This window comes from Pseudomonas sp. WS 5532 (assembly GCF_012985445.1).
Classification (GTDB): domain Bacteria; phylum Pseudomonadota; class Gammaproteobacteria; order Pseudomonadales; family Pseudomonadaceae; genus Aquipseudomonas; species Aquipseudomonas edaphica.
The window spans coordinates 93,842-111,485 of sequence record NZ_JAAQWK010000004.1; the positions used below are offsets into that span (position 1 = coordinate 93,842).

Annotated in this window: 2 protein-coding genes; both read left to right on the forward strand. The window is 58.6% G+C overall.

The window, feature by feature from the left end:
* The first annotated feature begins 17 nt into the window (after positions 1-17).
* The gene (locus tag HBO23_RS09230; protein WP_170037836.1) at positions 18-16,904 is read left to right on the forward strand and encodes a hemagglutinin repeat-containing protein; all 16,887 of its coding nucleotides are present in this window, start codon (positions 18-20) and stop codon (positions 16,902-16,904) included.
* Between the two features lie 11 nt (positions 16,905-16,915).
* Positions 16,916-17,644 (forward strand): hypothetical protein, encoded by a 729-nt coding sequence (locus HBO23_RS09235; protein ID WP_170037838.1) that lies wholly within the window; start codon positions 16,916-16,918, stop codon positions 17,642-17,644.

Here is a 17,644-nt window from a genome sequence, read left to right on the forward strand (position 1 = left end):
GGGTATCGAGACACAACATGGACGTTCGCCAGTTCGCCTTCCTCGTGCGCCAGCCTTCTGCTGCCGTAAAAAGCCGTTCCCACTTTTTGGGGCTGCCTAAACGCGGGTTGGCGTTGATCCTGGCCAACGCGATGTTCTGGCACCCGTTGCTGGCCCAGGCCGACGGCATTATGGTCAGTGCGCCGGGCACAGGCCTCGCGCAGGCGGGCAATGGCGTGCCCATCGTCAATATCGCCGCACCGAATGCCAATGGCCTCTCGCACAACCAATTTCATGACTATAACGTCGGTGCCAACGGCGTCATCCTCAACAACGCCACCGACCGCACCCAGGCCACACAACTGGGTGGCATCATCGTCGGCAACCCGAACCTGCGCGGCACCGCTGCCAATATCATCCTCAACGAAGTCAACGGCGGGAGCCCCAGCCAACTGCGCGGCTACACCGAAGTGGCGGGGCAGTCGGCCCATGTGATTGTCGCCAACCCGTATGGCATCAGTTGCAACGGTTGCGGCTTTATCAACACGCCGCAAGTCACGCTGACCACCGGTAAAGCGGTGATCGAAAACGGCCAGATCAGCCGCTATCAAGTCGATCAAGGCAACGTCGCCATCGAAGGCGCGGGCCTCAACGCGACCAATGTCGACCAGTTTGAAATCATCACCCGCGCTACCACCATCAATGCGCAGATCCAGGCGAAAAAACTCACCATCGTCGCCGGGCGCAACGATGTCGACGCACGCACCTTAAATGCCACCGCACGGGCGGCAGATGGCAGCCAGGCGCCAGACCTGGCGATTGACTCGTCGGCGTTGGGCGGCATGTATGTGGGCGCGGTCAAGCTGATCGGCACCGAGGCCGGTGTGGGCGTGAAGCTGTCGGGCGATATGGTCGCCGGTGGTGATATCCAGATTGATGCTGCGGGCAATGTGGTCATGGGCACAACCACGGCAGGCACCTCTGTCGCCGTCAAAGCGGCCAGCTTGCAAGCCAAGGCGGCGGTCTACGCCGGTACTGATCTGTCGGTAAAAACCCAAGGTGCGCTCACCACGCAACAAACCCTGGCGGCCAAGGACAGCATCGCGCTGGACGCCGGCGGCCGCTTGACCAACAACGGGATCATCGAAGCTGGCGTCAACGCCGATAACAGCCGCAATGCCCAGGGCGATGTGCGCTTGACCGCGCAGGCCATCGACAACACCGGCAAAACCGTGATCGCCAGCCGCGACCTCAGCGTCAACACCGGAGAGCTGGCCAACCAGGGCGGTACCTTGAGCGCCCGGCGCGACGCACAGTTGACGGCCACGCAGATCGACAACCAGAACCAGGGCCGCCTCCTCAGCGCAGGCAGCCTTGGGATCACCGCCGGGCAACTGCTCAACAGCCAAGGTGGTTTGGTCACCAGCACCGGCAACCTCACGGCGGGCATCGGGCAACTGATCAACCGCAACGGCGAATTGTCGAGCCAGGCGCAGGTCACGCTGCAACTGAATGAACTGGATAACGTCGCCGGCCTGGTCTCGGCCGGCCAATCGCTGAGCCTGAATGCGACGGGGCTGATCAATAACCAGGGCGGGCGAATTGCATCGCGTCAGGCGGCACAGGTCAATACTGGCGCCCTCGACAACAGCCAAAAGGGCTCGCTCAACGGCCAAGGCTCACTGACGTTGAACCTCAACCAAGGTCACTGGGATAACCGCAACGGCCTGATCAACGCCGGCGGTCAATTGACCCTTAACAACCTCAACACGGTCGATAACCGCCAAGGGGAAATCTCCAGCGCGCAGTCATTCCTCCTGGCCGCCAACAGCCTCGACAGCGGCGCCGGTAAAGTGCTCAGTGACCAAGACCTGACCCTGCGTATCGCCGGTGCAATGAACAATGCGTTGGGCCTGGTTTCGGCGTCGAACCTCGACGTCAACGCCGCCAGCCTGAACAACCAGGGCGGCAAGCTCCGCGCATTTAATCAACTGACGGCGAACACCGCAGGCCTGCTGGACAACCGCGGCGGCGAGTTGCTGGCCACCGACCTGGCGTCCACCACGGGTGAATTAAACAACAACAGTGGCCGCCTGCAAGGTGATCGCTCCCTGGTGCTCAACAGCGGCGTGGTGTCCAATCAGCGCGGTACATTGGCGGCAGGTGCAACGTTTACCCTCTATGCATCCCGGCTGGACAACAGCGCAGGCACGCTCACCAGCGACGGCGTGTTGGTCGCGGTGATTGCCGGGCAATTGCTCAACCAGACCGGTCTGTTTGCCGCCAAAGGTGATGTACGCCTCAGCCTGGGTAGCCTTGATAACCAACAGGGCAGTCTCGTCGCCCGTAACCTCACCGTGCAATCAAGCGGCCCGCTGAACAACCAGCGTGGCACCTTGCGCGGTGACGTCGCATTTAATTTGAACGCCGGCCAAGTGGATAACAGTGAGGGCGGCCGCATCAGCGCGGGCCAAATGCTGAATGCTGGTATCAGTGGTCTTGATCAGCACAACGATGGTCGATTCTTCGGCCAGGGTGACGTAAGCCTCAACCTCAATAATGGGCATTTGAATAACCAGGGCGGCACGATCAACGCCCCTGGCCAATTACTGCTGAGCAACCTCGCCAGCGTCGATAACCAAGGCGGCGAAATTTCCAGCGCCCAGGCGTTTACCCTGGCCGCCGATACCCTGAATAACCAGCACGCCAAGCTCCTCAGCGAGCAGGGTTTGGCCCTGCGTATCGCCCACGCACTGGATAACACGCAAGGCTTGATCTCGGCTAAAACGCTGGATGTACGCGCCGCCAGCCTGACTAACCAAGGCGGCACGCTCAGCGCGGGTGATGGCCTGATCGCACAGATCGACGGAGCATTGGATAACCGCAGTGGCAAGCTATTGGCGCGCACGGCGTCGGTCAACAGTGCGTCGCTGGATAACCGCGAGGGCCTGCTGCAAGGCGACGCGATGCTCTCGCTCAACAGCTCAGGCTTGATCGACAATCGCCAGGGCACGCTGTTCGCCGGGCAGGCGCTGGACATCACCGCTACGCGCTTGGACAACAGTGGCGGTAAGCTGACCAGCGACGGTCGCCTTACTGCGTTGATCAGCGCGCACCTGTTGAACCAGGCCGGGCTGTTCAGCGCAACCGGCCCGTTGCTGGTGAGTGCGGCAAGCCTGGACAATAGTGCCAAAGGCAATATCCACAGCCAGGCGGGTGTAAACCTTGACCTGAACCACGGCCACCTGAATAACCAAGGCGGCTTGATTCACGCGCCGGGCACGCTGCTACTGAGCAACTTAAGCAGTGTCGATAACCAGTCCGGGGAAATTTCCAGCGCCCAGGCCCTGGCGTTTACTGCAGGCAGCCTCGACAACCGAGGCGGCAAGTTGCTCAGCGAGCAAGGGCTTTTGGTGCGCGTTGCCGGCGCGCTGGACAATACCAAAGGCTTGGTCGCTGCCACGGGGTTGGACCTGCACGCAAACAGCCTGGTTAATGCCGAAGGCAAGCTGAACGTCCGCGATGATCTGGCACTGTCCGTCGACACTGCCCTGGACAATCACCACGGTGAAGTCATCGGTGCTACCACAACCTTGAGCAGCATGAGCCTGGATAACAGCCAGGGACTGTTGCAGGGTGACCGCTTGCTTAACGTCACTACCCGCGGCATCGCGATCAACCGTGGCGGTCGGTTTGTCAGCGGTCAGCAGGCGGTCTTGGCGATTGAGCAATTCGATAACCGTGGCGGTAGCGTAACGGCAACCGGGCCGATGCAGGTAAGCGCCACGCAACTGGATAACCGCGAGGGTGGCTTGCTCAACGCTCGCCAGTCGCTGGTGGTGAAAGTTGATAGCCTGAATAACCAGGGCGGCGAAGTCTCCAGCCTCACCGACCTGTCGTTCAACGGCAGGCAGTTCGACAACAGCAACAAAGGTCGACTTTTAGCGAACGGCGCACTGAGCCTGAAACTGGACCAACTGAACAATCAGCAAGGCACCGTACGCAGTGACAAGAGCCTGACCCTGCAAACCGCCACACTGAACAACGACAGCGGCCGCCTCAGCGGCGGTGCGGCTTTGGATCTGACCGCCAGCGGCGTACTGACCAACCGCAGCGGCGAGCTGCTCAGCGCGATGGCGTTGACCGTGAGCAGCGCCAGCATCGACAACAGCGGCGGCAAAATGATCGGTGACGGCGCTGTGCGCATCACGACCGGCGCGTTGAATAACCAGAGTGGCGGGCGCCTGACCAGTGCTGATCGCCTGGCGCTGACGGCAGGGAACGTGGACAACCGTTTTGACGGCCATATCGCCAGTAACAAGGCACTTACCGCCAGCCTCGCGGGCCTGGACCAACGCAACGGTGGGCAGCTCTACAGCACCAGCGACGTGAGCCTGGACATGAATCACGGCGTTCTTGATAACACCGGTGGCTTGATCCATGCGCCGGGTCAGTTGCTGTTGAAAAACCTCTCCACGGTCGCCAACCAGTACGGCGAAATTTCCAGCGAGCGTGCCTTCACCCTGGCCGCACAAAGTCTGGATAACAGCAACGGCCATGTGCTCAGTGATCAGGCGCTGACCCTCAAAGTCGACCAAGCGCTGATCAACCTCAAGGGCGTCATTTCTGCGGCAGGCCTGGCTGCTCAAGCTGGGCGACTGGATAACACCCACGGCGTATTCAGCAGTTCCAAAGACCTCGCGTTAACGTTGGCGGCTGACCTGCATAACGACGACGGCGAAGTCTCCAGCGGCGGCGCCACAGTGGTCAACGCGATGACCCTGAATAACCGCAACGACGGTCATGTGATGGGCGACATCAGCCTTGACTTGACCGCCCGCGGTGCACTGTTCAACCAGGCCGGCACCTTGGGCGCCGGCCAGCGTTTGAACGTGACCGCGGCCAGCCTGGATAACAGCCAGTCCGGCAGTCTGGCGACCGATGGCAGCCTGACGGTGAAAGTCGACGGCCTGCTCGATAACCAAGCCAAAGGTGCCGTGCTCGCCAAAGGCGTGATGGACATCCAGGCTGGGAGTGTGGACAACCGCACCGGTCGCCTGTCCGGACAGAACCTGCTGACCCTGCGCAGCAATAGCCTGGATAACCGTGGCGGCGCGGTGCGCGCCAATCAGGGGCTGAACCTGCACGTCGGCCAGCTCGACAACCGTGAAGGTGTGCTTAACAGCAAGCAGGCGCTGGCACTCGACGGCCAGTCCTTGAACAACCAGAACGGCCTGGCCAGCGCGATTGGCCCGGTACGCCTGGCCCTCGATACCGTTGAAAACGCCAAAGGGCGCATCGCCAGCCAGGATGATCTGGACGCCACGATTGGCGTGCTGAATCAGCAGGGCGGTCAGTTGGTCGCGAAGGGTAATCTGAGTCTCAACGCTGCCACCGTGGATAACCAGAACGGCGGTTTGCTCGCCGCGACAAAAGTGCTGAAACTCAAGGCAGGCAGCACCGACAATCGCAGCGGGGAAATCTCCAGCCAGCAGAGCGTCGATTTCAGCGGGCAACGCCTGGATAACAGTGCAGGCAAGTTGTTGGCCGGCACTGCGCTTGAATTGGCGATGGCCGAGGTGATCAATCAGGCCAAAGGTTTGATCTTTGCCCAGGACGCTCGGCTTACCGGCACTGCAGTAGATAACACCGATGGCACTGTTGGCGCTCAGCGTGCTTTGGCGCTTCAACTGAAGGCAGGCCTGGACAACACAGGCGGCAAGCTCACCAGCGAAGGCTCGATGGCGCTGGCAGGCCAGCGTATTGACAACACCAGCGGCAAAATTTCCAGCGCAGGACCGTTGACCCTTGTGAGTGCAGCGGCGCTAATCAACCAAGGCGGCACCGTCGAAAGCGCCCAAAACCTCACACTGACCAGTGCCAGCCTGGATAACACCAACGGCCTGCTCAAAAGCCAAGGCCTGGCAACCGTTAACACCGGACAGTTCACCAACGGCATCGACGGCCGTGTGATCAGCGCCGACAAGCTCGACCTCAGCGCCACCCAGCTCACCAACAGCGGGCATATCGCCAGCGTCGGCGCAATGAATGCCAGCGTCACCGGCCTGACGCAATTGGACGGCGCCGAACTGGTCAGCACCACACAACTCAACCTTGACCTGCACCACGGCGCACTGGTCAACGCGGGTGTGATCAACGCACCGCTGCTGACACTGAACAACCTCGCCAATATCAACAACCGCGACGGCGAAATCTCCAGCCAGAACGCTTTTACCTTGGTCGCAAAAAACCTGGATAACAGCAACGGTAAACTGATCAGCAACAAGGCACTGACCCTGCGTGTCGACCAACTGCTGGCCAACCTCAAAGGCCATCTCAACGCCGCCAGCCTGGATGTGCGCAGCACTCGCCTGGACAATACCGAAGGCGTGCTCAGCGGGCGTGGCGATGTCACCCTCAGCGCCAGCCAATTGTTCGATAACCAACGCGGCAGCGTGATCGCCGACGGTGCCTTGTTGCTGACCAGCGCAACGCTGGACAACCGCAATGGCGAGATCGCGGGCAAGGCGCTTGCGACGATCAGCGCCAGCAACCTCGATAACCAAAACGGCAAACTGATCAGCACCGACGAGCTCAACCTGCGCGGCGCAAACCTTGATAACCGCAACGGTCTGGTAGGTGCCACAAAAGCGCTGAAACTCGACGTGCAGACGCTCGACAACCGCACCGGCGAATTGACCGGCAACGCCGACGTCAGCGTCACCGGTCAGCAGCTCAACAACAGCGACAAAGGTGTGGTGTTCGCAGGCGGTACGTTAAGCCTTGCAGTCGATCAGGTCATCAACCGCACCCTCGGCGAACTCAACGGCGAGCGCCTGACGCTGACCGGCTCCATGCTGGACAACAACGGCGGCAAGCTGCTCAGCCAGCAATCGCTGAAGCTGGATCTCGCCGGTGATTTCGATAACAGCCAGGGTGTACTTAGCAGCGAAGACGCATTGGCCGTCAAAGCCCGCAGCCTGAATAACAGCAAAGGCAGCCTGTCCAGCGCCAATGGTTTGAGCGTCGCCGTCACCGACAGCCTCAATAACAGCGAAGGCAAACTGGTCACCGACGGCGGCCTGACACTGCAAAGCGCCAATCTTGGCAACCAGCAAGGCATCATCAGCGGCAAAGGCCCGGTCACGGTCAGCACGGGCGAGCTGAACAACCAAACCGGCCGCCTCAACAGCGGCGACACCCTGGCCCTGACCACCGCACAGTTGACCAACGGCGGCAGCATCGGCAGCGCCAAGACGCTGACCGCCAGCGTCACCGGGCTGGATCAGCAGGGCGGTAAGCTGTTCAGCAACGCTGGCTTGAGTCTCGACCTGAACAACGGCCAACTGAAGAACCAAGGCGGATTGATCAACGCTATTGGCCCGCTGACGCTTAACAACCTCAACAGCATCAATAATCAGAACGGTGAAATCTCCAGCGCCCAAGCCTTTACCTTGGCCGCGCAAAGTCTGGATAACAGCAACGGCAAGCTGCTGAGTAATCAGGGCCTGACCCTGCGCGTCAATCAAGCCCTGGCCAACCTCAAAGGCCTGATCGGCGCCGCCAGCCTCGACGCTCACGCAGGCTCCGTCGACAACCGAGGCGGCACTTTGAATAGCCGCAGCGACTTGCAACTGACCAGTGATGGCCTGCTGAACAACCAGGACCAAGGCTTGATCAGTGCCAAGCAAACCCTGAATCTCAACGCCGCCGGCCTCGACACCGGCAACGGCGGTGAGGTCTCGGCCAAAGGTGTGTTGACCGCGAACCTCAACGCTCTGGCCCTGGCGGGCGGTCGCGTTGTGGGTGAGCAGGGAATGACCCTGGACCTCAACAACAGTGATTTGGACAACCGCAACGGTCTGCTGCTGACTAACGGCCCGCTGACCCTGAAAAACCTGGGCGACCTTAATAACCAGGGCGGTGAAATCTCCAGCCTGCAAAGCTTCGCTTTGACGGCGCGCAACCTGGACAACCGCGCCGGCAAGCTGATCAGCAGCCAAGTGCTGACTGTCAACGCGGACACCATGAACAACACCGCAAGAGGCCTGCTGTCCGGCTGGCAAGGCCTGAACGTCAGTGGTGGCAACCTCGACAACCGTAACAACGGCACGCTCTCCAGCCGCAGCGGTGCAATCGATGTGCGCCTGAGCGGCGCGTTGCAAAACAACAACGAAGGCGCGCTGGTTAGCCAGGGACGCTTGGGCGTCAGTGCCGCCAGCCTGGATAACAGTGGCAAAGGCGTACTTTCCAGTGGCGATGGGCAAACGCTTATCGTGACCGGTGCGCTGACCAACGCCGATGGCGGTTTGATCGAAAGCGGCACCACGCTGGATCTGCAAGCGGTAACACTGACCAACCAAAGCACGATCAACGCCCAACAAGCGATGACCGTCACCGGCACCGACCTGAACAACAACGCCGGCACGTTGGCCACCAACGGTCGCCTGACCCTCAACCTGCTCGGCACCCTCAACAACAGCGGCGGCAGCATTGCCAGTTCCGGCCCACTGCTGCTGCAACGGGCGATGCAGGTCAACAACGACGCCAAGGGCAGAATCATTAGCCAAAGCCTGCTGACGCTGTTCGCCGGTGGCCTGAACAACAGTGGCGGCGGCACCCTTGCCAGTAAGGATCGTGTGTCGATCACCAGCACCGGCATCGTGCAAAATACTAACGACGGCCTGATCTATAGCCAGGACGCCGACGTGCAATTGAACGCAGTGGGATTGAATAACGCCAAGGGCAAGGTGCAGGGCCAGACCGGCCTGAGCCTGGGCGTCAGCGGTGACCTCAATAACCAGGGTGGCACACTCCAGGCCCATAGCCTGAACCTGACTGCCAACCGCCTCGACAACCAGAACGGCTTCATCGCTGCGCAGACCGGCGATGCAGTGGTCAATGCCAACTACTTCGCCAATGCCAACGGCGGGGTGTATGCCACCGGCTTGATGCGAGTCAGTGGTGCACAGCTGGACAACAGCGCCGGGCAAATTGCAGGTCGCGCGGTTGAGCTGAGCGCTGGTGGCGCGTTGATCAACCGCAGCGGTGTGATTGAAAGCGATAGCTCCCTGAGCGTGACAGGCGCCAGTGTCGACAACCAAGGCGGGCAACTGCGCGCGCTGGGCCGTAGCGGCAAAACCAATTTCCAGCTCGGCGGTGCGTTCGATAACCGCAATGGACGACTGGAAACCTCCAACGCTGACCTGACCCTGAATGCCGGCAGCTTCCTGAACCAGGGCGGCAGTCTGCTGCACGGCGGCACCGGCACTTTTGATATCGCCACCGCCAACCTGATCAATGCCGGCGGCAATCTGGTGACCCGTGGTGGCCTGACCCTGGCCGCAGACAGCTGGACCAACAGCAGCGTGATCCAGGCCGGGCGCCTGACGGTCAACGTCAATACCTTGAACCAGACCGCCAGTGGCCAGTTACTCGCCTCCGACAGCCTGACGGGCAACGGCGGCAACTGGAATAACGATGGCCTGATCGCCAGTGACGGCACGGCCAATCTGACGCTGGCCGGCAGTTATGGCGGCAATGGGCGCTACAGCAGCCTGGGCAACCTGGGCTTGAGTGCCGCGCAGATAACCGTGAATGAAGCCGCCAGTGTGGCAGGCGGCGGCGCCTCCCAACTGACCACCGGGGGCCAACTGCTCAACCGAGGGCGTTTGACCTCCAGCAGCGACCTGCGCATCAACGCCGGCAGCATCGTTAACACCGGCACGTTGGGGGCTTCACAGAACCTGGTGCTGACGGCACAAAGCCTGCTCAACGACCACGCCGCCAGCGGCATCGGGGCACGTGGCTTCCTGTTCAGCGGCCAGGATTCGAACCTCAACCTCGGCAGCCTGACCAACAACTATTCGGATATCTACAGCCTGGGCAACCTTACGGTGGCCGGTGTAGCCGCTGGCACTCTGGCGCAGAGTGTGCGTAACGTTTCTGCCAGCATCGAGAGTGTGGGCGACCTCAGACTGTCGGCCAATGACGTGGTCAACGAGCGCGAGAAATTCACCCTCAACCAGCAGCTGACCTCGGTGGGCGTGAGCATCCGTTGCACCCAGCATTGCAGCGGCGGTTGGAGCGACCGGCGCCCGGCGGTGTCCCTGAGCCGCACGGTTGAGAGTGTGATCGAAGCGAACTCGCCTTCCGCCACGATCAGTTCGGGGCGCAACATGGTGATTACCGGTCAGAACTTCACCAACCGCTATAGCGTGGTGTCGGCTGCTAACGATCTGTCGATCAGCGGCGAGAACATTCTGAACCTGGCGGCCACCGGTGGTTCCGGCTCCCAGAGCCAGGAGTACGGCGGCATTACCAAAATCTCCAAAGGCCAATACAACCAGATGGTCGCCGCGGTGCAGGCCTATAACCGTGCGCACCCGCAGGGTTCGCCGGTGGATGAGGCGGCGTTTGCGGCCTTGATGACGCGGTTCAGCCCGTCGCTGTTTCCCGGCATCAACCAGCCCATCGCGGTACAAGGCGGCACCCAGGTGGTGGCCCCGGCGATTATTCAGGCCGGTGGCAACGCTGCGCTCACCGCCAGTAAAAGCATCAACAACATCAACGTGATCAAGACCGCGCTGGCGGTTGATGGCCGTTCGCTGGACACCGGCGTAGGCGCCAACAAAACCCGGGTGGTAGTGCTCAATGCACAATTGCCGCCCGACCTTGCCCAACAGCAGGTCAACCCCTTGACCCTGCCGGGCTTCGGTTTGCCCAGCGGGCAGAACGGGTTGTTTCGTTTAAGTGGCCAAAGCGGCACTACAGGACAGGCAGGTGCTGGTAATCAGGATTGGACGCTGGGCAGCGCCAGCCTGGACCCAAGCCAACGCCAACAAGCCCTGCCTGGCGCCCACGAACGTGTGATTCAGGTGGGTGGCGCGGCGCAAGTGACCACCAGCACGCGCCAAGTTGCCGTGGCCGCTCGTGAAGCCGGTGTCGTCAACGCGGTTGCCAGTGCCATTGATACCGGCGCCGTGGGCAGCGCCGATGTGCAGCCCCTGCCACCGGGTCGCACCAGTGGCATAGACATCACCCGCGTCGATGGCATTGACGCCCGCAATCCTACGGGTGTCCCCCAGCCTGCGGTCGATGGTTCGCGGCCGGGCATCGACCTGCCTGCCGTAACGCCAGGCGATAGGGTTGTGCATACGTCATCTGACGGGGCTCTCCCTGATCTGCGTGTGCCGGGCTTGTCGACCGTTGCGCGCAGTGCAGACGTTGCTGCGATCGCACCGCCGGATACCCAACTGCCGGGCCTTACCCCGGCGGCCCACGACGTACCCGTTGTCGGTAACGTACAGCCACCGCAGGTCAGCCAACCCACGGCATTGGCCAGCCAAACCATCAGCCGCGTCCAGGGGCTGCCGGAAAGTCGTGCCGTATCGCAACCGCACAAATACCTGATCGAAACCAACCCGGTACTCACCGACCTCAAGCAATTCATGAGCTCGGACTACCTGCTGCAAGGCGTGGGCTACAACCCGGACGAAAGCTGGAAGCGCCTGGGCGATGGCCTCTACGAACAGCGCTTGATTCAGCAGGCCGTGCAAGCACGCACCGGCCAACGCTTTATCGACGGCCAGACCACCGACGAAAAACTGTTCAAGTACCTGATGGACAACGCCATCAGCAGCAAGCAGCAACTGAACCTGTCGATGGGCGTCAGCCTCACCTCGCAACAGGTCGCGGCGTTGACGCATGACATCGTGTGGCTGGAAGAGCACGAAGTGAACGGTGAAAAAGTCCTGGTGCCGGTGCTGTATCTGGCCCAGGCCAACAACCGTCTTGCACCCACCGGAGCCTTGATCGCGGGTAACGACCTGAACCTGATTGCCGGCGAAAACCTGGTTAACGCCGGCACCCTGCGGGCCACCAACAACCTGTCGGCCAAGGCCGCCAACGACATGACCAACAGCGGGCTGATCGAAGCAGGCAACCGCCTGGACCTGCTGGCGGGCAACAATATCGTCAACAAAGCCGGAGGCATCATCAAAGGGCGCGATGTGACGCTGACCGCCATTAATGGCGATGTGATCAACGAACGCAGCGTGACCGGTTGGGATGACAAAGGGGCAGGGTACTCGCAGCATCGCGATTATGTGGATAGCGCTGCGCGGGTTGAGGCGGCGAATGATCTGAGTATCAAGGCGGGGCAGGACTTCTCAAACCAGGGCGCAGTGTTGCAGAGCGGTCGCGACACCACTATTCAGGCCGGGCGCGACCTGAGCTTTGGATCGGCAGAGCAGGTCATCAGCTACGCCGGAGGTCGCAACAGCAGCAGTACGGTGACCCAGCACGGTTCTTCTGTCAGCGTGGGTCGTGACCTTTCGGCCGTGTCTGGTCGGGATTTGACGGCTATTGCTAGCCAGATTGAGGCCAAACGTGATGTCGCTATGTCGGCTACTGGGGATCTGAGCCTGATCTCTGCGGCGGATGAGCAACACTCAGCGTACAACTCGAAGAAAGTTAAGGCTCAAGAAGACCATATAAGTCAGGTGTCGACTACGGTAAAAGCCGGACGGGATGTGTCTTTGAGTGCAGGGCAGGACTTAGCCGTTACGGCTAGTCGGGTTTCCGCTGGGGATGAAGCGTATCTGTTTGCCGGTAAGGATTTGAATCTCAACACTGCCGAGGACAGCGATTACTCCTATTACTCCAAAACCAAAAAAGGGTCATGGGGTAAAAAGAGTAAAAAAATGACTGAGAGTGAAAGCGATATTGCTATCAGCTCATCCATTGATGCGGGCAAGAAGGTTGTTATTTCTGCGTCTCAGGATATCAATCTTGAAGGGGCGAAAATCAACAGTGGCGGTGAGCTGCTGGCTACCGCTGGGCACGACATCAATCTGGAGGCTGCGCAAAACTATGCCAGTCAGGCCAGCGCTTCCTCCAAAAAAGGGATGTTTTCGAGTAAGTCTCGCAGCCAGTCGAGCAGTCAAACAACGCTCAATAGTACCGAGCTGGTTGCCCAGTCAATCAACTTGCGAGCGGATAACGATATTTCTCTAGAGGCTGCGGCTTTGCGGGCAGAGGGCGCCGTAAAGCTCAACGCTGGCAATGACGTTGAAATCGGCACGGCACAGGTGCAGCAAACCTCAAGCCAATCAAAGCAGTCCAGCAAAGTCGGTCTGTCCCTAACTGTTGGTATGTCTGCGACGCAGAAAGGCCAGCAGGCCCAGCAAAGTGCCTCGCAAAGCATCGGCAGTGACATCAGCGCTGATAGCTTGCAGATCACCAGCGGTCGCGATACCTCCGTGCGCGGAAGTACGTTGGTCACTGACCACGATCTGCGGATCAACACGGGACGCAATCTTGAAGTGGTCAGTGCTGAGAACAGTGAAAGCGCCAGCTCCAAGGCCAATAGCAAAAAGGTCGGAGAGGTAGGTTCCTGGTGGCAAAGTGCGACGGGTGTCGTTAAGACCAAGAAAACCGAGCAGAGCGAAACCACGCGTCAAACGGGTAGCCAGATCGCCTCGCTGGGGGGGGACGTCGGCCTTTCAGCAGGCGAGCAATACACCCAAATTGCCAGCCAGGTTGTTGCGCCTAAAGGCGACATCGATATCAAAGCCAAGCATGTGGACATCGTGGCTGGCTTCGACACCCTCAAAGCCAGCAATACGGCGAGTACCAGCCGCACGGCAATTGGCGGGACGGTCAGCGTTCCAATGGTTGACGCGTTGCGAAGCCTCCAGGGAACGGCTGAGTCGGCTCAACAAACCAGCGACGGCCGCATGCTTGCGCTGTCTGCCGTCAATGCCGCCATGAGTGCCAATGCGGCCATCGAGGGTGGCCAGGCGTTGATGGGCAAAAACCTCACTGGGGTAAAGATCAGCGTCAACTTGAGCGACAGCCGCAGCCACAGCGAGAGTGAGCAAAGTGGTCGCAACGTGGTCGGCAGCAGTGTGGTTGCAGGGGGGGACGTCAACATCACTGCCAAGGGGGCGGGCGCTGATAGCAATTTAAATGTGGTGGGCAGTCGGATTGACGCAGGAGGTGACGCCAACCTTAAGGCTGACGGCAAAATCAATCTGCTCGCTGCACAAAATACGGCACATCAGGAAAGCACCAATAACAACAGCGGCTGGAGCGCGGGTGTTGGTTTCAGTTTTGGTGGGCAGCAAAACGGGTTCACATTGGACCTGGCGGCCAACAAAGGCCGGGGTATGTCCGATGGTGATGACGTCACTCAGACCAACACGTCCGTAAAGGCTGGGCAGACGGTGCGCCTTGATAGCGCTGGGGATACTAATCTCAAGGGGGCGGTCGTTACCGGTCAGCAGGTTCGGGCCAACGTGGGCGGCGATCTCAATATCGAGAGCCTGCAAGACACCAGCACCTATCGCTCGGAACAACTGAGTGCAAACGTCGGGGTCAGCATTTGCGTACCACCGTTCTGTGTGGGCATGAGCAGTGTCAGTGGTGGCATTGGTCAGCAAAAAATGCACAGCGACTATGCCAGTGTCAGTGATCAATCGGGCATCAAGGCGCGCGACGGTGGATTCCAGATTGAGGTTAAGGGTAATACCGACCTCAAGGGCGCAATCATCGCCAGCACTGATAAAGCAGTCGCTGATGGTAAGAACACGCTCACAACAGGCACGTTAACCAGTTCGGACATCAAGAACAAAGCCGATTACGACGCCACCAGTATCAATCTGAGCGGTGGCTACAGCGCTGGCGGGAAGGTTGGCAGGGATGCGAACGGCAACGTTGATGCCACCAAGACCGGTACACCAGTGGCTGATAAAGGCGGGTTCGGCGTCAACGCCCCTGTTGCGCTGTACGCCGGTGACAGCTCCAGCAGTAAAACCTTGAGCGGTATCAGCGGCGCAACAGTGACGGTTACTGACAGCGCCAAGCAGCAGGCGTTGACCGGCCAGACGGCCGAGCAAGCTGTGGCTGCAATCAATACTGACGTGTCCAGTGATCGAGATGGCAGTAACAAGCTAAAGCCAATTTTCGACGCGAAGGAAATTCAGGTCGGCTTCGAGATTACCGGCAAGTTTGTTCAGAACGTCGCGGCGTATCTGGAGACTCGCGGCCGTGAGGCGGATACGCTGCGTAGCGACGCTGAAAAGGAATTTGCCAAGTCCCGCGACCCTGAAGTCGACCCTAACGTACAAGCGGTTCATCGACAGAAATACCTGGACCTGAATAAACAAGCCAATGCCGTCGCCGCTGATTGGGGCGCGGGCGGTACCTATCGACAAATCGCGACCGCATTGGTCGCGGGTGCGAGCGGCAACGTAACCGGTGGTGGTGCGCAGTTTGCACAGAACATGGTCGTTAACTACGTCCAGCAACAAGGCTCGGACTACATCGGCAAACTGGTCATCAAGGGGCTGAAAGAAGGCAGCCCCGAGCACGCCAGCTTGCATGCCATTCTCGGCTGTGCCGGTGCTGCCGCCAGTAGCCAGAGCTGCTCAGCGGGCGCGCTGGGTGGTTCGGCCAGTAGTTTACTCGCAGGCCTTTTCAACGAAACCAGCCCTAACGAAACCAGCGAGGAGCGAGAGGCCAAGCGCAACATTATCGCGTCGATGGTGACCGGCATTGCTGCAATGAGCAACCCGAACGGCGCGGCGACGGCTACTAACGCTGCGATTGCGAACGTCGACAACAATTGGTTGGCAACCCAACAAATAGTCCAAATGGTCAAGGAAGTAGCAGAAGCCAAAACGTTCACTGAAAAAATGAAGGTGACGGGCAAGTGGTTATCCATTTCTGGTAGCCAAGATATGGCTTCAGCCAGCGCGCTCTTTAATAGTTTCAAAGACAGTATGGCAGGCGCTGGCATAGATACTCTGAACGGTGCAGTGGGTGTTCTGCGCGATCCAGTTGCAAGCATTGACGCTATGAACGCGTTCATATTGTCAGTGGAGGGGGAGAAGCTCTTCGGTGCGGCTGCCGCTGGCTTCAAGTCGCAAATTAGTCAGCTTCGCGATGCGCTGGTTGTTGGTGGTGATGAAAACGCCGAGAAGCTTGGTAAGCAAATGGGTGAGGCGGTGGCGTTGTACGCCCAAGTCATTGCTACCGGCGGAACAGGGGGAGCTGCTCAGGGCGCGTCAACACTTTCTAAAGCTGGCGTCGAGGTCTCTATCAATGGGTTCAAAGAGATTGCTGCAGCCACCAAGGCTGCGGGTGGTGTTGAAGGTAAGCTGGCCAAGTTTGAACGTGTAGGGCCACATCCGATCGATGTGCCCAATCACGTGCCGGTGGGCGGCCCCCAATACGTTAAAAGCGCCACGATTCAGGCCAATACGACAGTCGAACTCAGTGAGAGCGTAACGCTGCAGAGTGGGAAAGTGATTCCCAAGGGCAGCATTGTCACTGTCAGTGACGATACGATGAAGGTTGTGTACGCTGATGGGCGTAGTGAGCTTGCTTCATATTCGAAGGTGAATACGCCGCCGTTGCTGCTGACGGATGGGGCAAAAGGACCTGCGACCGATTTACTGTCTGGTGAAACAAAAGTAGTAGGTGATGGTGCACCAGCGGCTAACGATGCGAGTTTTACAGGTGCAAAAGATCTCACAACGAATCTTTCAGAGGTTTGGACTCTTAGACCGACTCAAAGAGGGGTAGACATTGAGTCATACCTTGCTAAAACTGAGTATTCACCGCAGAGCGGCTGGTATAACGTAGGGGCCGAAAGAAATGGATATTTCCCGCTTGTTGATTTTCAGAATGGTAATACGCTCGTCAGTCTGAAATCTGTAGATACGGTAGGAAGTACGTGGTTAGGCCGAATGCAAGATCATATTATAGATTTAGGTACAAACGGCGCGAAAGTCAATGGTCTACCAGCAAATATGGTGCTTGACCTGCGAGTTCAGCCTGGTGGTTCGGCTGCTGCTAAGTCGCTTGTCGAATTCGGCCGTGAATATAATGTCAAAGTGGTTGTTAAAGAATTCAAGTGAGATCTGAAAATATGAAACGATTCAAGTTTGTTTTTGATGTTGAATTGATCAGTGGTTTGCAGATGCTTGCCTTGGTTGGAGAGGTTTTAAATAAGTTTTCCTCCCCCTCGGTATTTTTTCTGCATGGGGTTAAGATTGATATCAAAACGCTTGAAAAGAAAATATTGAAAAAAAGATCATGGCCTAGTGGTTTGGTATCTGGTGGGTTTGAGCTCCGATTCGGGTTGCTTCCAGCACTGGGTTATTGCTTTTTGGTGCTAGAAGAATCAGAGGGTCATAATAATACTGAGTTGGAAGAGGAAATAGGACCTATTCTTGGTGTGGAAGGTTTTATTCAGGCATGGGTTTCTGATGTCGAATATGATTTTTGGCAGAACGCTACAGACCCTCTAGAGTATGAATGCGTGGGTCGTCCTCTTTCAGGTCTTCCAATGAAGTCTAATGGCTTGCCTCCCCCCTTGGATCAAATGGAAATTGATACATCAGGGAATCCTGGCCGTAACGTACTCAGACAAGGATATATTGAGGCGATTGGAAGTACTATGTGGCTAGGCAATCTCTTCTGGGAGAGAGTTGGCGTGGATAGATTCGCAAGCATTTCGTTGTTGGAAAGCCAGGAATTTAAAGTTTATGAGTGTGGTAGGTTATTGAAAGTTGTAACGTCTGATAAGGTTTTTTCTGATGATTCAACCCTAGAAAAACAACGTGCTCTCAGACAGATTTTATTTGGATTAAATTGA

Bases quoted from the DNA above. Each gene is read 5' to 3' on its own strand.
- HBO23_RS09235 (WP_170037838.1), top strand. From the start codon at position 16,916: ATGAAACGATTCAAGTTTGTTTTTGATGTTGAATTGATCAGTGGTTTG.
- HBO23_RS09230 (WP_170037836.1), top strand. From the start codon at position 18: ATGGACGTTCGCCAGTTCGCCTTCCTCGTGCGCCAGCCTTCTGCTGCC.